The following is a 19714-nucleotide window of genomic DNA, read 5'->3' as shown; positions in this document are numbered from 1 at the left end:
TATCTTACTAATGCAATTGGAATAGCGCTCCCCTAATAATTAAAGGCCTGCAGTAGCAGGCCTTTGCATTAACTTATTACCAGGTATATTTCACACCAGCATTTGCTGACCAGTCTTGATCGACATCAGCTCCGCCAAGATAATCACCGCCGGCATATGCACTAAAGTTTTTAGTAAAGTTGAATTGACCACCCAACCCGGCGCGTACTGCTGAACCACCCACACCATTATCAATATCATCGCCATTAACATCTGCGCTGTTATTATCTGAATCATCATACACATATGCGATTTTTGCATACGGAACGAATGACTGTTCGCCGAAGCTAAAGGTATAGCCGGTATTGACGCCTGCTTCATAACGCATGCTGTCATAAGACTGGCTATCAACATTCATATTGTTGCTGAGCTGGTATCCGTCACCATCCTGGAACAGACCAGAAATGCTTGCGTATGGAGTAACGTAGCCATTCTGATTGTATTTCCAGTCATAACCAGCTTTCAGATTCAGACCCCAGGCGTCAGAAGAGATACCGTTGCCGCTTACTGAATTACCATTGCTCATGCTCGCAGACAAGTCATTATCAAAGTGGCTGTAGCTCAATGTGCTATCAACGAAGACATTGTTGTTAAAGCGCGTAGAGGTATAAACACGAGCAGACTGGCTATCCTGATCGACATGGCCGGTTTGATCATCGATATCACCTTTCATGAAGCTGGCAGCGGCACCGACAATCCAGTTCGCACCATTACCTTCAATCGCTTTATCAAAACCAACCATGATGCCGCTGGTATCTTGATCATAGCTTAGTGTATCTGTATCTCCCTGGAAGTGACCGCCGATGTAAGTCGCCCATGCACCGCCAGTATCCTGACTGTTTTGATTTACACGGCCATTATCCAAACGATTTGCCAGTGCATCTTGTTCCAGATTCCAGATATTGGTGTTAGCAGACGGGATGCTCAGCGCAATATTGGCATAATCGGTTAAGCCATCCTGTTTCAGTACAACAGAATCACCGCTCTGCTGAGCTTCATACTGATAAGCGCCCAGATCGGCTTTGTTTGCTGCGGTAAAGGAAGCCTGCGTATCGGTGTTATCATCATAAACGCGAATCAGCTCATGACCTTTATAATCAGCAACAGAGCCTTTACCGGTGGCATTATTCACGCTAACTTTATAGTTACCTGCGACATCGCCATTGACTGCCAGATGACCATCAGAATTCACATCGACTACACCATAGTCAGATGCGTTATCGGTATTACCATTGGTATAACCCGTGTTCATGTCACTGTTCAGGACATATTCGCGGCTACCCACATCAAGCTGACCACCTGAAGTCAGGACAAGGTTATGCGTGTCGACTTCACCCGTGCCAATATTTAGTGCTGCGCCATTGCTGACAGTAATGGTATTAGCATATAAATTTGCCGTTTCCTCTGTCAGATTCACCGTACTGTTGCCATCAATATTCATGGCATTAGTATCTACCTGGCCATCATCACCGATGTTCATGGATGAAGAGCTATTCAGGTTGATGGTATCGGCCAGCAGCGCAGAGCTTTCTACGTTCACCTGCGAGCCATTAGATACGGTTAAGGTATCTACATCGGAAGCTTTACGGGTATCCCACTCAGAACCATGATCCAGCGTTACGTTAAAGATCCCACTCTGGAAGACGGCTGCACCATCAACATATCCCGTGTCGGCGTTATAAGTTGAGGAAGGAATCAGGCTGTTTGCTGCAATATCGTACAGTGTTGCTGTTGCATCAACGTCAGAGATTGCCGCACCGACCCACTTGCTTCCATTATCAAGCGTCAGGTTCATTTCGTCCTGGTTCAGGCTGTCATCAGCATAACCCAGGTTAGAATCGATCACGCCGTCTGCATTGGTATCAACACCTGCAGGTGCAAAACCGTTATTGAAACGACTGACGAACAACACATCGCCCGTTAAGGTTGAATTGTTGAATGTTGCATTGGTTTTCATGGATTCAGTTGAATCCGGATTATCGATAGCCGCAATCGCAACATCATTCATGTTGATGGTTTGATCATTGCTATTAATGACACCATCGCCATTCACATCGAAATCAGCCTGCATTGTCAGTGCGCCGGTGTAATCAGAAGGTTTTTCTGACTGACCGTAGAAACCTGACGTATCCAGCTCAGTCCAGGCTCCAGAGGTAACGGAAGAATCATTGACAACAATATTGTCTACAAAGCTGTCAGTGCTACCGCTGTCGGCGTAATCCTGAATTTCCTGGCCTAGTGTAATACCAGCAACGTGAGAGTTGTTTTCAATGGCAATATTGCTTTCTTGATCAAGCGTAATTGCTGTACCCAGATTATAGATTGGTAAAGAACCCGCAGAGGTACCATCGGTGTTGTAATAATCAAAATGCTCAAAGCTGTCATCAATAGTTGAATTATTAACGGTCAATGTCAGCGGATCGTTATAGTTCTGCTCGACGTCAGTGCAACCTGACGTCATGCAAGCAGACGTCACCATTCCATGTACAGTCGTATTACTGATGGAGAGTGAATTTGGATTGGCTGTATCTGCATCAAGGTAATTTGTCGAAATAACACCGTTTACGACGGAGTTATTGATGACAGGGTAAATATTGGCATCTGCGCCGTTCCAGTCCGCATATCCCTGATAAGTTACGCCTGAAGTACCATCGTAAATGAAGGTATCCCATACGCCATTCGAAATGTCTGTTGCCGAAGCTTGAAATGCTACAGCTAAAGAGCACGCGAGGGCGATTCGTGTTTTATGGAACTTGCCACAACTTTTCAATCTAAAACTCCTGTTATGCAAAAAAGAATGCTCTCGGCAACACTATATATTCGAGATATAATTCAGAGGGCAGAGAGGACGGATAGTAAAATCCCCTATCTATCTCTTCAGATAAACATCATGTAGTCACCGTAGTTATTTAAAATTCCGCGTGCACAGATATACGACATACTTCTTCTGGTGCTTGTGCAGTCTCACGAAATCTCGCAAATAGAATAATCATTTCTATATTTTGAGTTCAATTTGTTTTGTTATTTAATCCATTATTGGAATTTTGGTGATTTAAATGAGGTTTTTTTATTTTTTGCGGTGTTATTATAACTTCTTGATTGGTATGATTTTTGTATTTATTTTTAATCGTTAATAAATGCCGTGAAATAAGTTTCTGTGAAATGATATATTACTGGTGTCACATTGATTGTCATCTCCTTGCTGGTAAAAATATACCGAATTAGTTACTCTTGTTATTATTATTCTGCAAATTAAAAGTGGTGTTGTTATTATAATAAATACTCCTTATTTGTTTCTCTTGGTTTGTTTTATATATCTTGTTTGTAAATGAAGTGTTGCCATTTACCAAAAATGGACGTCGTGTTCGGATTACTAAACGGATCACGAAAGATGGGTGATGTTTTTTGCCAGGAAGTGGTTAATGTACTTAATGCATTTGATTGTTCTCACCGTAGGCACACCAAACGAACACTGTCTGCTGGATTTTGCTGAGGTAACAACTTAAAAAAGATGGTTTTTTCTTGTTTCGAATGGAAAAATAACCACTCGGGCAATACTTTTTTATCGATCCCTTATCGATAAGAGAGCTGGTTTGCCAGAGAGCCGGAGGGGCGGTTTTTAGTTAGAACTGTTCTTTTACTCCTCCAGAAATGTACTGACAGTAGTGAAGGGCTGGCATGGCGTGTTTTTCTCGCGCTGTTCAACGCGGTAAAGATGATTAAAATGCATAAAATGTCAATTACCAATATAAGGTGATCACCTCGGCACCGTTTCTTTCTTTCTTTTTTATTGAAACTTCGCCCTCGCTGAGTGAAGTCCAGGCTAATAGTGTCTTTTTCCAATGAGTTATGTGTGAATTAAAAAGTCAGAAAAATTTTATAAAGATGCTTGCTGAATAGGATTTTATTGCCCATAGTTATAGCAAACCAATGTTACATCTTATTACATTGCCAGATTTGGCTTACTCGATCATCTTTGCAAGGTGAGGATATCGCTCAAAGTTTTGCCAGAACAAACGAAGCGATTACCTCCTAAGGAGCATCAGGAAGGCAATAATTAATAAAAATGCAGGTGAACAGCATAAACTATGAACCGTTTTAGATAATGGCGGCCTTATTTTAGTAAATGATTTTTATTATCGATTCCCTGTAAATATAATAATAGATACCTGTTTTCCATTGCATAAATAGAATATTCCATTTTTGGACTAACACAGTAATTTTTCTTGCCTTAAAAATAAAATATTATAGGGCGAATTATTAATGCTAAATCTACCGAGTATCTAATAACATGCATGCCAGGCCGGACAGGCGCTTTAGCGCACGTTTAATTCAGACAATTGCGTTACTGAATATATTTCTGCAAATTGTCATGCCTGTCCTGCTTTCATTCTCATGGGTTTCTGTGGCTGTGGCCGCTTCACCGTCAGAACAGCAATTCAGTCAGTCCATGACCACCATGCGTAACTCAGCGCTTCTCTCTGCTGTCCCCGACTCCCCTCCGGAAGAGAAAGATAAAATATGGTCTTCCTCTTCTGTTGAGCTAAATGTCAAAAAGACGTCTCAGGAATCATCCGGTTTTTTCTCCTCACAGCCGACTAAATCTGCGGAGTTGCCTGCCTTAGCTTCAGAACCAGAAGCGGGGAAAACCTCCTCTGTCGCCGATCCTGAGTTGCAGATGATTGATTCAGGTAAGACCGCAGCTACGCGCCTGTGGCAGGTTTTGGGCAGTGATGATCCTGCAGCTCAGGGACGTAGTGCCGCCGCCGGAATTGCTGCCGGGATTGCCAACCAGCGTATGGAAACCTGGCTGAATCAGTACGGGCATGCGCAGGTAAATTTATCCTTTCCGGGCGGTGGCGATCTCGATCTGTTATTCCCGATGCTTGATACCGCTGATTACCTGATTTTTACCCAGGGTGGGATCCGCCGGGATACGGATGATAAACGCACGACCTCCAATATCGGCCTTGGAGTGCGCGGCTTCACGGGTAACTGGATGCTTGGTGTGAACAGTTTCTATGACTACGACATCACCGGAGAAAACAGTCGCTACGGTATTGGCACTGAAGCCTGGACGGATTACCTCAAACTGTCCGCCAACCTTTACCAGCGCATTACCGACTGGCACCAGTCTGGCGTTGAAGATATGGAAGATTACGATGAGCGACCAGCCAACGGTTATGACGTGCGTCTGGCCGGCTGGTTGCCTTCATATCCAAATGTTGGCATGAACGCAACGTATGAGAAATATTTTGGCAAGAATGTCGCTCTTGATGACCACACGGATCTGGCGGACTCACCTTCGGCGGTGACGGTTGGGTTGAACTACACGCCGATCCCGCTGGTTACGTTAGGAGCGGAGCATCGTAGCGGCAGCAATACGAATGATTCACGGGTGTTTTTGAACTTCAACTATCGTCTGGGCGTATCAATGGCCGATCAGACCGATCCGGATATGGTCGGGTTGGCCCGGACGCTGGCAGGCAGTCGTTACGATATGGTTGAACGTAATAACACCATCGTTATGCAGTATAAAAAACAGGATCTTATTACCTTGTCGCTGCCAGCGACAGTATCTGCGGATGCGAACAGTACCGTGTCGCTAACCGCGGACGTGCGGGCAAAATACGGTACAGAGAGTGTGGACTGGGACTACAGCAGTATTGTCAATGCGGGAGGCAGCGTTACACAACAATCCCGTGAATCACTGCTTATCACACTGCCGGCCTGGAAAGCGGAGCAGGGCAGTGTGAATACCTATCGTATTAGCGCAGTGGCGTATGACTCGCGCCATAACAAATCAAACAGCGCGGAAACGGTGGTAATGGTCCACAAAGCGCGAAACGACATCTCGTCATTTGTGGTGGTAAACGATAACGCACTGGCGGACGGTAATACCCAAAACACGGTACGTCTGACGGTAATTGATACGCAGACAAACCAGCCGGTACCTGGGTTGGCGGTCAAATTTGCAACCAGTGCCGGAACTCTGTTGGCGGCAAGTGCGACGACGGATGCACAGGGAATGGCGACCACGGAGATCACCAGTGTGGTTGCCGGAGAAGCGAAAATCACCGCGACGCTGGAGAACGGCAATGCGGCAGATGTCAGCGTGACGTTTTTGCCAGATGAGGCAGCCACCCTCAGCGATCTAAAAATAACGAAAGACAATGCCGTGGCAGATGGGAAAGCGACTAACGTGGTACAGGCCAGCGTGACCGATGCGCGTGGCAATGCGGTAGCGGGGATCACAGTGGCATTCAGTGCCGGGAACGGTGCGGTGCTGGAAAATACCTCGGTAGTAACGGATGCCAAAGGGCTGGCGTCGACCACGCTGACGAATCTTTCTATGGGCACGACTGTCGTGACCGCGACGGCGAATAATGTGTCCCGTAGTGTAAATACAACGTTTACAGCGGATGTGGCGACGGCGTTTATCAGTAGCCTGACGGTGGACCAGGACAGCAGCCCGGCAGATGGTAAGACAACCAATACGGCGACGGTGACAGTACTGGACGCGCAGGGGCATCCGGTACCGGGGATTGCTGTGGCATGGCAGGCGGATAAAGGAACGGTGAAATTCAGTTCCGGCTCGAGCAATACCGGGGCAGACGGCAAAGTCAGTGTGCAATTTACAGATACTGTGGCTGAAAGTACCAACATCACTGCGGTACTGGCGAACGGTAGCAGCCAGTCGCAGCCCAGTCATTTCTCTGTTGATCTAACCGCTTTGAAGATCAGCCGTTTTGATGTCGCGCAACAGATAAAAGCCGACGGGCGTACCGTCAGTACCGCCACGGTTATTGTCGTAGATGCCGCAAATACCCCGCAGGCGAATGTTGTAGTGAACTGGACGGTGGATGGAACAGCCTCCCTGGCGGGGCCAACATCCACGACGGATACTTCGGGCCAGGCGGTGATGACGCTGACGGATGCGAAAGCCGAAACGGTGAACGTAACAGTGACGGTAAGTGTCAGTGGTGCGACGCAAACAAAAACCACCACCTTTGTTGCCGATACGGATACAGCGGTGGTCAGTACGCTGGTCATCAACCAGGACAGCAGCGTGGCGAACGGTTCGGCGGCGAACACGGCGACAGCCACGGTGCTGGACGCAAATAATAACCCGGTCGCCGGAGCTGCGGTGGTCTGGAGCGCAGACAAAGGCACAGTAAGGTTCGGCACGCAGGACACCACGGATGCAAATGGTCATGTGAGTGTGACCTTCACCGACACGGTGGCGGAAACGGCACAGATTACCGCCACACTGGGCGGCAGCAGTCAGACTGAACCGTCGAAATTTGTGGCGGATGCGGCAACGGCGGTGGTCAGTACGCTGGTCATCAACCAGGACGGCAGTGTGGCGAACGGTTCGGCGGCGAATACGGCGACAGCCACGGTGCTGGACGCGAACAATAACCCGGTCGCCGGAGCAGAGGTGGTCTGGAGCGCAGACAAAGGCACAGTAAGGTTCGGCACGCAGGGCACCACGGATGCGAACGGGCATGTGAGCGTGACCTTCACCGACACGGTAGCGGAAACGGCGCAAATCACCGCTACGCTGGGTGGTTCCAGCCAGACCGAACCATCGCAATTTGTGGCGGATGCGACAACGGCAGTGGTCAGTACGCTGGTCATCAACCAGGACGGCAGCGTGGCGAACGGTTCGGCGGCGAATACGGCGACAGCCACGGTGCTGGACGCGAACAATAATCCGGTCGCCGGAGCCGCGGTGGTCTGGAGCGCAGACAAAGGCACGGTAAATTTTGGCACGCAAGGTACCACGGATGCGAACGGGCATGTGAGCGTGACCTTCACCGACACCGTCGCGGAAACAGCACAGATTACCGCCACGCTGGGCGGCAGCAGTCAGACTGAACCGTCGAAATTTGTGGGGGATGCGGCGACGGCAACACTCACTTTGCTACCCGATCATAGCGGTAGTATTGCAGATGGCATTGCTACTAATGGTGTAACGGCAATGGTCGTCGATGCTCTCAATAACCCAATTGCCGGGGTGATTGTGACGTGGACGGTAGATAAGAGCACGGCGAAACTCAGTGTCTCTTCAGGAGTGACCGATAGTAGTGGTAAGACGAGCCTGACCTATACGGACACCGTAGCGGAGCATGTAGAGATCACGGCTACTCTGGAAAACGGCAGTAGTAAGGTGCAGGGCAGCACATTTGTTGCAGATGCAAGTACCGCCAGGATCGGCTCTATTGTTATTGATCCCGATAATAGTCCAGCTAATGGCGCTTCGAAAAATGGTGTTGCTGTGACGGTAGTGGATGCGAACGGTAATCCGGTTGGTGGATTAAGAGTTGCTCTCAGTGCGAGTAGTAATACGGTGGAATTCTCCTCGAAATTTACCAGCACTAATCAGAGTGGTGTGGCGAGCGCCACTTTCACCGATACAGTGGCAGAAACCATAAGTGTTACCGCAGGTTTGGATAATGGTAGCGCTAAATCACAGAACAGTCATTTTGTGGGGGATGCTGCGACGGCAGTAATCAGTACGCTGACCATTGATACTGACGGCAGCGCGGCGAACGGTTCGGCGGCGAACACGGCGACAGCCACGGTGCTGGACGCGAACAATAACCCGGTCGCCGGAGCCGCGGTGGTCTGGAGCGCAGACAAAGGCACGGTAAATTTCGGCACGCAAGGCACCACGGATGCGAACGGGCATGTGAGTGTGACCTTCACCGACACGGTGGCGGAAACAGCACAGATTACCGCCACACTGGGCGGCAGCAGCCAGACCGAACCGTCGAAATTTGTGGCAGATGCGGCAACGGCGGTGCCCAGTTCGCTGGTCATCGATCCGAACGGCAGCGTGGCGGACGGTGTAACCGCCAATGTTGCAACGGTTACAGTGCTGGATGCGCACAATAACCCAGTCTCAGGAATAAATGTGAGCTGGTCTCCTGACTCCGACGGAACGATGCGTTTCAGTCCGACCTCCGGGGCTACCGGAATTGATGGAAAGATGACAGTCAGAATCACTGATACGAGGTCCCGGAATACTTACATTGGGGTCTGGGTGAACGGTAATTATCTGTCAGAAATAATAGAGTTTGTTGCAGATCCTGCAACGGCGGCGGTGAGTTCGTTGACCATCGATAAGAACGGCAGTGTGGCGAACGGAGTTGCGACGAATAGTGCTACAGCGACTGTACTGGATGCACACAATAATCCAGTGGCCGGGGCGACGGTCACCTGGAGTGCAGACAAAGGCACGGTAAATTTCGGCACGCAAGATACCACGGATGCGAATGGACAAGTGAGCGTGACCTTCACCGACACGGTGGCGGAAACGGCACAGATTACCGCCACACTGGGCGGTTCCAGCCAGACTAGTCCGTCGACATTTAACGGAGATATCACATCGGCAGTCGTTAGCACACTGACCATTGGTACTGACGGCAGCGCGGCGAATGGTTCAACCGCGAATGTCGCAACGGCCACGGTGCTGGATGCAAACAATAACCCGGTCTCCGGAGCGGCGGTCACCTGGAGTGCAGACAAAGGCACAGTAAGTTTCGGCACGCAAGGTACCACGGATGCAAATGGTCATGTGAGTGTGAACTTCACCGACACGGTGGCGGAAACGGTGCAAATTACTGCGAAACTGGGCGGCAGCGGTCAGACCAGTCCGTCATCCTTCGTGGCAGATACGAGTACGGCACAAATATATTCCACAGAGGATACGCATTATATTAGCCTGATCGAAATATCGAATACTTTCGAGGTTAAGGATGCAAACGGAAACCGGATACCAGGAATGAAGGTTACCTGGTCGGTTGATAGTAATAATGCTAGCCTGTCATCTTTTACCAGCGTTACTAATGAGTCTGGGTTAGCCTCTGTTTCAGTCAAGGATTTCCATGCAGAGTCAGTTACGATTTCCGCATCTCTTGATAATGGTCAATCTCTTACTTCGTCTTTTTCTTTCAGCGGATTATGTCCAGATCCTGATTTGGACGTTAACCGAGATACCCAATACGCCGATGGTCAAAATCGTATTGTAATTTATGGCTATTTGGACAATTGTACAACAGGGCGTCTTTTGACAGTCGAGGAACTTAGTGCGCTAGGCGATGATGCCTATCTCCATTTTAGCGTTTCTGGTGTTGGTGTTGTGAGTGGAGTTAGTGGTGCCCCTGGCTCTCGTGAGGTTGATATTGTAGTGGATGTGGACAGCGTTCATCGAGCGCAAGGTTATTTAACCTCTACGGAAATTGGGGACTCTGTTATTACAATATCAGTGTCTAAGAATCCAGGGGAAAAAGTTAGCTCAGGAACTTTAAGATTCATTGCACCACCATAATATGACTGCATATTCGAATTTTTAACTTGGCTAAACAATTCGAATAATAAATGTTGACATCATAGGGTTCTGGCGACAAGTAAACCACATCCAGCGATGTTTGTCGCCGTGCCGCTATCGTTCCTAATTTTTTAATTAGCTAATAACAGGAGTAACGTGCTTTATGTTAGAAATCCCTCGTGAGTCAATTAAACGACTTGGCGACATGATTATTCAATATGGTTATTCATTCCATCTTGCAGAAGGCAATGAATTAATAAGAACATCACCAGATGGCGAACCTTTATTCTTTTATCTTGTAAAGGGACAGGTGCGTTATGAGTTATCTGATGATTATTGGTTGTCTTCCGTCAGAGCGCCCATGGTCTTAGGGTTTGTTGATTATTACTATCCGAATGAATACGCCGGGCGTTTTTTTACGGAGACGGAAACATCAGGGTTCTATCTTTCTGCCGAGAAAGTGGGTCAGCTCATCTCTGAGAATGACTTGTGGTACGATGTATCTGTTGTCCTGAGCTATATTATCCGAAGGTTGTTGGCGCGTGAGGTGCTGCTATCGTCCAGTAATGCGTACAAGATTATCTGTCACTATCTCAATATTCTGAATTCTGAATGCCCGGAAGTAAAAGAGAGATTGAGTGCGTTGTATTATCTGCATAAGCATACAAAATTGTCTAAAAGCATGATTTCATTAATTATTAGTGAATTAAAAAAAGGAGAGTACATAGATATCAGTAAAGGGCATCTTAAGAGTATAAAATTCTTACCAGAAAGTTTTTAAATTCAGTACTGGAGAGTGAATTATTAGATAAATATGTGTTAGGTAAATGGAATTAGCATTGACACAGTCAGTGATAAGCAGTTGAAAGAGAAATTATCAACTGTTAAAGAAACGTTGTTTTTTAGCCGATCATCACAACTGAAGGGGTGGTAGGCGCATTTTGTATCAGGAATGGAAGACTACGGACATGGTGGAATTCGTTGAGGATGGTGCATAGCCAGTTGAAAACGGAATATTATAAATTTATATCACTCTGCAATCTGTTGTACTTCACTTCTTACAGATAAACAATGGCACAAAATGACGTAATTAATGATTGTGCACAGCGTGGATGAAATACCTCTGGTCTTTTGATTTAATATTGATGTTTTGTATTGGATAAATGAGTAACCCCCATAATCCCCCTCAAATGATTCTGCTTGTGGGATGTGGGGGCATTCTGAGCTACTTTTTCGGCTCTTTTTTCCACTGTAGTAAACCGGCAATATCCTACTCGCCTTCGGCTTCTTTTAAGCGTCATTGTTGCCCGGCAAACTGACTGTATTCCGGCTGGCTGGCGCGAATATTGCGGCTTACCTGACAATTCCCTTCCTGTGGAACTTGTAAGTAAGACTTACAGGTTGGCCAGAGTTCAATACGGGATAAAGACAGCTTAAAAGAGATGTGATTAAAGACGTGCTTACTTGAGGCATTTTGGCGGAAGATCACAGGAGTCGAACCTGCCCGGGACCGCTGGCGGCCCCAACTGGATTTGAAGTCCAGCCACCTCACCGGAGATGACGATCTTCCGCGCCTCGATTGCTACATGGAGGCGGGGCGCATTATAGCTACTTCCAGGAGTTTCCACACCCCCCCACTCACTTTTTTAACTTCCCTTTCTCTTTACCATGACCGTTTTCAAATAAACCTCTACAAAATCCAATACTTACATTTAGACATATTTTTTCGACGCTACTCCGATCACAGAAAGCAAGAATCGTAAATTGATTACAAAATATCGGAATGTTCGCGCTCACAAGGATGGTTTACAACGTCTGTAACCGGTTTCAGCTACCTTACGGTGTTAAAGGATAAAACAATGAAGAGCGAGATATTGTCCGTCACAGAGAAGATTGGCTATGGAATGGGTGATGCCGCCAGTCATATTATTTTTGATAACGTTATGTTGTATATGATGTTTTTTTACACTGATATCTTCGGTATCCCCGCCGGTTTTGTCGGCACTATGTTTTTGCTGGCGCGCGCACTGGATGCTATCTCAGACCCGTGCATGGGACTGATTGCCGACCGTACCCAATCGCGCTGGGGTAAGTTCCGCCCGTGGATCCTGTTTGGCGCGATTCCGTTTGGCCTCGTTTGCGTGCTGGCATACACCACGCCGGACCTCAGCCTGAATGGCAAAATGATCTACGCCGCCGTCACCTATACGCTGCTGACCCTGCTCTACACCGTGGTTAACATCCCTTACTGCGCGTTGGGCGGAGTTATTACCAAAGACCCGACTCAACGTATCTCACTGCAGTCCTGGCGCTTTGTGCTGGCGACGGCGGGCGGCATGCTCTCCACGGTGCTGATGATGCCGTTGGTAAACCTGATTGGCGGCGAAAACAAAGCATTGGGTTTCCAGGGCGGGATTGCTGTGCTCTCGGTCATTGCATTCCTGATGCTGACCTTTTGCTTCTTTACTACCAAAGAACGTGTTGCAGCACCTCCGGGTAATAACTCAATGCGGGAAGATCTGCGCGATATCTGGAAGAACGATCAATGGCGCATCGTCGGATTGCTCACCATTCTCAATATCCTGGCTGTCTGCGTACGTGGCGGGGCAATGATGTATTACGTCACCTGGATCCTCGGCACGCCGGAGGTGTTTGTCGCCTTCCTCACCACCTATTGTGTCGGAAATCTGATCGGCTCTGCGCTGGCAAAACCACTTACCGACTGGAAATGCAAAGTGAGCGTCTTCTGGTGGACTAACGCCCTGTTGGCGGTTATCAGCCTGGCGATGTTCTTTGTGCCGATGCACGCCACTATCACCATGTTCATCTTTATCTTTGCGATTGGTGTGTTGCACCAGTTGGTGACGCCTATCCAGTGGGTAATGATGTCTGACACCGTTGACTACGGTGAGTGGTGCAACGGCAAGCGCCTGACGGGTATCAGCTTCGCAGGGACGTTGTTTGTGCTCAAGCTGGGCCTCGCACTCGGTGGGGCGCTTATTGGCTGGATGCTGGCTGGCGGTGGCTACGATGCCGCAGCGAAAACCCAGAACAGCGCCACCATCAGCATCATTATTGCGTTGTTCACCATCGCCCCGGCGATCTGCTACCTGTTGAGTGCCGTCATTGCCAAACGCTTCTATACCCTGAAAACTCCGTATCTGACTGAAATTATGAGCCAGTTGGCTCAGGGGGCACGTCGCAATCAGCAGGACTTTACGACCAAAGAATTTCAGAACTAAAGGAACAGACGATGAAAATTAGCGATGGAAACTGGCTGATTCAGCCTGGGCTAAATTTGATAAACCCGATTCAGGTATTCGACGTTGAGCAGCAGGGAAGTGAGATGGTGGTCTACGTTGCGCCGCGCGATGTACGTGAGCGCACCTGGCAACTCGATACTCCACTGTTTACCCTGCGCTTCTTCTCGCCGCAGGAAGGGGTTGTAGGCGTGCGTATGGAGCACTTCCAGGGCGCGCTGGATACAGGTCCGCATTATCCGTTGCATGTGCAGCAGGATGTGCCGGTGGTAATGCAGAACAATGCCGAATTTGCCGAACTGAAGAGCGGTAATTTGAGCGTGCGCGTTACCAAAGGGGAGTTCTGGTCACTCGATTTTTTACGTAACGGCGTGCGTATTACCGGCAGCCAGTTGAAAAATAACGGCTATGTGCAGGATACCAACAGCGGGCGCAACTATATGTTTGAGCGTCTGGATCTGGGCGTCGGTGAAACGGTCTACGGGTTGGGCGAGCGCTTTACCGCGCTGGTGCGTAATGGTCAGACTGTAGATACCTGGAACCGCGATGGCGGTACCAGCACTGAGCAGTCTTATAAGAACATCCCGTTTTATATCACCAACCGTGGCTACGGCGTACTGGTGAACCATCCGCAGTGCGTATCGTTTGAAATCGGCTCCGAGAAAGTCTCAAAAGTGCAGTTCAGCGTGGAGAGTGAGTATCTGGAATACTTTGTGATCGACGGGCCAACGCCTAAAGCGGTACTGGAGCGATATACCCGCTTTACTGGCCGTCCGGCGCTGCCTCCAGCCTGGTCATTCGGTCTGTGGCTCACCACCTCGTTCACGACCAACTATGATGAAGCGACAGTAAACAGCTTTATTGACGGTATGGCGGAGCGTAACCTGCCACTGCACGTTTTCCACTTCGACTGTTTCTGGATGAAAGCATTCCAGTGGTGTGATTTCGAATGGGACCCGGTGACGTTCCCGGACCCGGAAGGGATGATCCGCCGCCTGAAAGAGAAAGGGTTGAAGGTCTGCGTATGGATTAACCCGTACATTGGTCAAAAATCCCCTCTCTTCAATGAGCTGAAAGAGAAAGGTTATCTGCTCAAGCGGCCTGACGGTTCTCTGTGGCAGTGGGATAAATGGCAGCCCGGCCTGGCAATTTATGATTTTACCAACCCCGCTGCCTGCGAGTGGTACGCCAGCAAGCTAAAAGGTCTGGTGGATATCGGAGTGGATTGCTTCAAGACCGATTTTGGCGAACGGATCCCCACGGATGTACAGTGGTTCGACGGTGCCGATCCGCAGAAAATGCACAATCACTACGCTTTCATCTACAACGAACTGGTGTGGAACGTGCTGAAAGAAACTGTGGGTGAGAAAGAAGCGGTGCTGTTTGCCCGTTCCGCCTCCGTGGGCGCGCAACAATTCCCGGTGCACTGGGGGGGTGACTGCTACGCCAACTACGAATCCATGGCGGAAAGCCTGCGCGGTGGATTATCTATCGGCCTTTCCGGCTTTGGTTTCTGGAGCCACGATATCGGCGGTTTCGAAAATACAGCGCCCGCGCACGTCTATAAACGCTGGTGCGCGTTTGGACTGCTTTCCAGCCACAGCCGCCTGCACGGCAGTAAATCCTACCGTGTGCCGTGGGCATATGACGACGAGTCCTGTGATGTGGTGCGTTACTACACCGAACAGAAATGCCGCATGATGCCGTATCTGTACCGTGAAGCGGCCCGCGCCAGTGAACAGGGTACGCCGATGATGCGCGCGATGATGCTGGAGTTTCCGGACGATCCGGCGTGTGATTATCTCGACCGTCAGTACATGCTGGGCGATAGCATCATGGTCGCACCGGTGTTCTCGCAGGCAGGGGATGTACAGTTTTACCTGCCGGAAGGACGCTGGACACACCTGTGGCATAATGACGACGTGCAGGGCAACCGATGGCATAAGCAACAGCATGGCTTCCTGAGCCTGCCGGTCTATGTGCGAGACAACACCCTGCTGGCGCTAGGCTGCAATAGCCAGAAGCCTGACTATGCCTGGCACGAAGGGACGGCATTCCAGTTATTCCAACTGGAGGAGGGCCGGGAAGCCATCTGTGAAGTCCCGGCGGCTGACGGCTCGGTTACCTTCACGCTGAAGGCCACGCGCGCGGGTAATACCATTACTGTGCAAGGTGTCGGCGAAGCGCGTAACTGGACGCTGTGCCTGCGAAATATCCTGCAGATTAGTGGCGTGAAGGGCGGTTTATCTGCGGGCAGCGAATGGGGCGTGGTTGTGACGCCTGACAGCAATGAATTAACCATCACGTTATAAATTTTTTATCCTCCCTCTCTCTGATAAAGAGGGAGGGTTTTTGCGAGCGTTATCACTATAACTCTGGCAAAAAATGTGATCTGCGCTGTAAATATCTCACTATTTTCCTTTTTTGTCTTATTTCTGTCCGGAATACAGGACACGATTTAGTATTGTTGCAACATCGTAGGCCTTTTATATTTATCATCACGGATTGCAAGTGGAGCGTCAGTGCTTCGTTAGATATTTAATCTGGTGTGTGATAAGGGTAAATAATGCAAATGATTACCTCGCGACAAAACAGATTATTAAAATTTCTTCTGCCCCGGAAGGAATATGTCACGCTGCTGAAGATCGCTGAATACTTAGCTGTTTCAGAAAAAACTGTGCAACGCGATCTGCGGATGCTGGAGCAGTGGTTATCGGAATGGAAAATATCCATTGATAAACGTACTGGCGCAGGCGTGATGCTTATTGCCGATAATATTACTGATCTTTTATATTTGGATCAGTTATTAGGTGCCGAGGGCGATGACGTTGATGGAATGATGAATAATTCACGGCGCGTAAAGATAGCATCACAATTATTAAGCGAAACGCCGCATGAAACATCTATCAGCAAATTATCTGAACGTTATTTTATCAGTAGCGCATCGATTGTTAACGATCTGAAAGTCATTGAATCATGGATAACCCCGCTGGGATTATCTTTGATTCGTAGCCAAAGCGGAACGCACATTGAAGGCAGCGAGAGTGGTGTGCGTCAGGCGATGGCCTCGCTGATTAACGGTGTGATTAACCATAATGAACCCGGTAGCGTCGTTTATTCTCGCCTTGATTCAGGTAGCTATAAAGCGCTAGTGCATTACTTCGGTGAAGAAGACGTTTTATTTGTACAAACGCTGTTGCAGGAAATGGAGAATGATCTGTGTTGGTCGTTGGGTGAGCCTTATTACGTCAATATTTTTACTCATATTCTGATCATGATGTACCGCATCACACGGGGGAATGCGTTACCGAGAAAAGATGAAAATATTACCTCATTTGACGAGAGCATCTTTTCCATTGCCAGCCGCATGATCCAGCATATCGAAAAACGTATTGCACACCCGCTGCCGCAAGACGAAGTCTGGTTTATTTATCAGTATATTATCTCTTCTGGCGTGATGATTGAAGAACATAACGATGTGAGCGTAATTGGCCATATGCACTCCAGCGATGAGGCGCGGTTGATTACCTGGCGGCTGATCGCGACATTTGCGGAGATGGTCGACAGCGACCTCAGTCAGGACGTTGCGCTGTATGACGGGTTACTGATTCATATTAAGCCGTTGATTAACCGGCTGAACTACCATATTCGTATTCGTAACCCGCTGTTGGATGACATCAAAGGAGAGCTGGAGGATGTCTGGCGTTTAACACAGTGCGCGGTGAATCGGGTGTTTAGCGGCTGGGGCGACCGGGCTGTATCGGAAGATGAAGTTGGGTACTTAACTGTGCATTTTCAGGCAGCAATGGAACGCCAGATTGCCCGCAAGCGGGTGCTACTGGTCTGCTCAACGGGTATCGGTACTTCTCACTTACTCAAAAGCCGCATTTTACGCGCCTTTCCGGACTGGACCATTGTGGGTGTGGTGTCGGCAGGAAGTTTGCCCTCCGTACTGACGGAAGATATTGAACTGGTGGTTTCAACAATAAATTTACCCACCATTGCGATGCCTGTCGTGTATGTTACCGCGTTCTTCAATGATGCTGATATTAAACGAGTTACTGAAACGGTTATTACTGAAAAATTACATCGTGCGACGTCGCTGGTCGTTGAAAATTAATGTCTGAACTCCATGAGGTATGATTGATGGACATAACGAAAATACTCAATACAAATTGCGTTATTTTGGACATGAAGGCTACAAATAAAACGGAGGCCATTGAGGAACTGACTGACCTGCTGCAAAAAGATGGTGCGATTAGCTGCCGGGATACGTTTATTCAGGACGTCTGGCAGCGTGAGTCTGAAGGCTCGACTGGTTTTGAAAATCATATTGCTATCCCGCACGGTAAATCTTCGGCGGTGGTCAATACTACTCTGGCTATCGGGCGTACTCGTCATGATATTCCGTGGGAAACGCTTGATGGCAGCAACGTACGGTGCATTATTTTATTTGCCGTTCGTCTTGAAGATCAAAACACAACACATATTCGTCTGCTCTCTCAGGTTGCCGGGGCGTTAGCAGATGACGAGATTATTGAGCAGTTACTGATCGAGCGCAGTCCACAAAAAATTATTGAGTTGTTTAGCCAATATGCTGAGTCGAATGTCTGCTAAATAAAATGTGGAGCATCTTATGAATATTGTTTGTGTTGCCGCTTGTACGGCGGGTATTGCGCACACTTATATCGCCCGTGAAAAGTTAATAAAAGGCGCAAAAGCGCTTGGCCATAATATCAAAGTTGAAACCCAGGGCACCATCGGCACGGAAAACGAACTGTTGGCAGGTGATATTTCTGCCGCTGATGTCGTCATTCTGGCTGTGGATGTCAAAATAAAAGGGGAGGAACGTTTTATAAATAAACGTATTGTGCGAGTGAAAACAGAAATAGTGATAAAGTCGCCAATTCAGTTTCTTGAAAAGGTCGAAAAATCATTGGTTAATTTGAACCAGTAGCGATCCTCATTCTGGAGGGATCTCACATGAATGAAAATAAAATACCGCTATCTCAGGAAATAAAAAAACATTTGTTAACGGGAATCTCGTGGATGATCCCGTTAATTGTTGCCGCAGGGATTTGTATTGCCCTTGGGCAAATACTCGGTGGCACAAATGTTGGTGAAAAAACCGGGACAATACCGTGGATGCTTAACCAGATTGGCGGTTGGGGGATGGGATTAATTGTTCCGCTGATTAGTGCGGCAATTGCTTACTCTATCGCCGACCGCCCCGGATTCGTGCCGGGTCTGATTGTCGGTTTTGTCTGCGGTGAAATTCATACCGGTTTTATTGGCGGGATGCTGGGCGGATTTCTTGTCGGCTACACCGTGTTGCTGCTTAAGCGTTATATCCGGTTGCCGCAGTCGATGCAGGGGTTGATGCCCATTATGGTGTTGCCGGTATTGAGCACCGTGATTGGCGGTCTGTTGATGATGACGCTGATTGGCAAGCCAATTGCCTGGCTTCAGGAAGCGCTGATTCATTTGCTGGAGTCCATGCAGGGTGGATCGCGCTTTCTGATGGGCGCAATCCTCGGCGCAATGGCGACATTCGACTTTGGCGGCCCGGTGAATAAAACCATGTCACTGTTCGCCGATGGCATGCTGGTAAGTGGCGTATATGGCCCGGAAGCCGTGAAGTTTGTCGGTTCGATTATCCCGCCGTTCGGCATTACGCTCTCCTTCCTGCTGACGCGTCACAAGTACACCCGTGCTGAACGCGAAGCGCTGAAAGCGGCGTTCCCGATGGGGATTTGCATGATCACCGAAGGGGTCATTCCGATTGCGGCGCGCGACCTGCTGCGCGTGGTGGGGGCCTGTGTGGTGGCCTCCGCGGTGGCGGGCGGCCTGATTATGGTGTGGGGCGTAGAAAGTCCTGTCCCGCACGGCGGCATGTTTGTTGTCCCACTCTTCACACATCCACTGTTGTTTTGCCTGGCGTTGGGCATCGGGACGGTTATCTGTGGCGTCATGCTGTCGCTGTGGAAGAAACCAGTGACCGAGCGTGACGAAGAGTTTGACGAACTTAGCGATCAAAAACTGAAAGACGAAGATATCACCTTCACCCTGGAATAACCGG

The 19714-nt window shown here is 48.7% G+C and carries 10 protein-coding genes and 1 tRNA gene; 8 read left to right on the top strand and 3 right to left on the bottom strand.

Annotated features, from left to right (window positions below; all coding sequences use genetic code 11):
• Positions 1 to 76: 76 nt before the first annotated feature.
• The gene (locus SK36_RS21295) at positions 77 to 2809 is read right to left on the bottom strand and encodes an autotransporter outer membrane beta-barrel domain-containing protein (RefSeq protein ID WP_048223145.1); all 2733 of its coding nucleotides are present in this window, start codon (positions 2807 to 2809) and stop codon (positions 77 to 79) included.
• Positions 2810 to 4330: 1521 nt separating this feature from the next.
• Here SK36_RS21295 and SK36_RS21290 point away from each other — a divergent pair.
• Together SK36_RS21290 and SK36_RS21285 are read left to right on the top strand one after the other, a co-directional pair.
• Positions 4331 to 10375: an Ig-like domain-containing protein gene (locus SK36_RS21290; RefSeq protein ID WP_082138903.1), complete on the top strand. Its 6045-nt coding sequence runs from the start codon at positions 4331 to 4333 to the stop codon at positions 10373 to 10375.
• A 163-nt stretch (positions 10376 to 10538) separates the two neighbouring features.
• The gene (locus SK36_RS21285; protein WP_048223141.1) at positions 10539 to 11156 is read left to right on the top strand and encodes a helix-turn-helix domain-containing protein; all 618 of its coding nucleotides are present in this window, start codon (positions 10539 to 10541) and stop codon (positions 11154 to 11156) included.
• Positions 11157 to 11672: 516 nt separating this feature from the next.
• Here SK36_RS21285 and SK36_RS24790 read toward each other — a convergent pair.
• Together SK36_RS24790 and SK36_RS21280 are read right to left on the bottom strand one after the other, a co-directional pair.
• Positions 11673 to 11864: a hypothetical protein gene (locus SK36_RS24790; protein WP_156184457.1), complete on the bottom strand. Its 192-nt coding sequence runs from the start codon at positions 11862 to 11864 to the stop codon at positions 11673 to 11675.
• Positions 11851 to 11945 (bottom strand) — tRNA-Sec (locus tag SK36_RS21280). The genes SK36_RS24790 and SK36_RS21280 overlap by 14 nt, the downstream gene beginning before the upstream one ends.
• Before the next feature lie 289 nt (positions 11946 to 12234).
• Here SK36_RS21280 and SK36_RS21275 point away from each other — a divergent pair.
• The 6 genes from SK36_RS21275 (at position 12235) to SK36_RS21250 (ending at position 19710) form a co-directional block, all read left to right on the top strand.
• Positions 12235 to 13617 (top strand): glycoside-pentoside-hexuronide family transporter, encoded by a 1383-nt coding sequence (locus SK36_RS21275; RefSeq protein WP_048223139.1) that lies wholly within the window; start codon positions 12235 to 12237, stop codon positions 13615 to 13617.
• Between the two features lie 11 nt (positions 13618 to 13628).
• Positions 13629 to 15947 (top strand): alpha-xylosidase, encoded by a 2319-nt coding sequence (gene yicI, locus SK36_RS21270; protein WP_048223137.1) that lies wholly within the window; start codon positions 13629 to 13631, stop codon positions 15945 to 15947.
• A 254-nt stretch (positions 15948 to 16201) separates the two neighbouring features.
• Positions 16202 to 17755, top strand: a complete 1554-nt coding sequence (locus SK36_RS21265) for a BglG family transcription antiterminator (protein WP_048223136.1) — start codon at positions 16202 to 16204, stop codon at positions 17753 to 17755.
• A 26-nt stretch (positions 17756 to 17781) separates the two neighbouring features.
• The gene (locus SK36_RS21260) at positions 17782 to 18252 is read left to right on the top strand and encodes a PTS sugar transporter subunit IIA (protein WP_048223135.1); all 471 of its coding nucleotides are present in this window, start codon (positions 17782 to 17784) and stop codon (positions 18250 to 18252) included.
• Between the two features lie 19 nt (positions 18253 to 18271).
• Positions 18272 to 18592 (top strand): PTS fructose transporter subunit IIB, encoded by a 321-nt coding sequence (locus SK36_RS21255; RefSeq protein WP_045448856.1) that lies wholly within the window; start codon positions 18272 to 18274, stop codon positions 18590 to 18592.
• Between the two features lie 26 nt (positions 18593 to 18618).
• Positions 18619 to 19710, top strand: a complete 1092-nt coding sequence (locus SK36_RS21250) for a PTS fructose transporter subunit IIC (RefSeq protein ID WP_048223134.1) — start codon at positions 18619 to 18621, stop codon at positions 19708 to 19710.
• Positions 19711 to 19714 lie beyond the last annotated feature (4 nt).

This window comes from Citrobacter sp. MGH106 (assembly GCF_001037495.1).
GTDB classification, from domain to species: Bacteria; Pseudomonadota; Gammaproteobacteria; order Enterobacterales; family Enterobacteriaceae; genus Citrobacter; species Citrobacter murliniae.
The sequence above is the reverse complement of the archived record's forward strand: the minus strand, read 5'-3'. Positions and strand labels throughout refer to the sequence as shown.

Coding starts and splice junctions, on each gene's coding strand:
- SK36_RS21285 (WP_048223141.1), top strand. CDS start 10,539: ATGTTAGAAATCCCTCGTGAGTCAATTAAACGACTTGGCGACATGATT.
- SK36_RS21265 (WP_048223136.1), top strand. CDS start 16,202: ATGCAAATGATTACCTCGCGACAAAACAGATTATTAAAATTTCTTCTG.
- SK36_RS21275 (WP_048223139.1), top strand. CDS start 12,235: ATGAAGAGCGAGATATTGTCCGTCACAGAGAAGATTGGCTATGGAATG.
- yicI (WP_048223137.1), top strand. CDS start 13,629: ATGAAAATTAGCGATGGAAACTGGCTGATTCAGCCTGGGCTAAATTTG.
- SK36_RS21250 (WP_048223134.1), top strand. CDS start 18,619: ATGAATGAAAATAAAATACCGCTATCTCAGGAAATAAAAAAACATTTG.
- SK36_RS21260 (WP_048223135.1), top strand. CDS start 17,782: ATGGACATAACGAAAATACTCAATACAAATTGCGTTATTTTGGACATG.
- SK36_RS21255 (WP_045448856.1), top strand. CDS start 18,272: ATGAATATTGTTTGTGTTGCCGCTTGTACGGCGGGTATTGCGCACACT.
- SK36_RS21290 (WP_082138903.1), top strand. CDS start 4,331: ATGCATGCCAGGCCGGACAGGCGCTTTAGCGCACGTTTAATTCAGACA.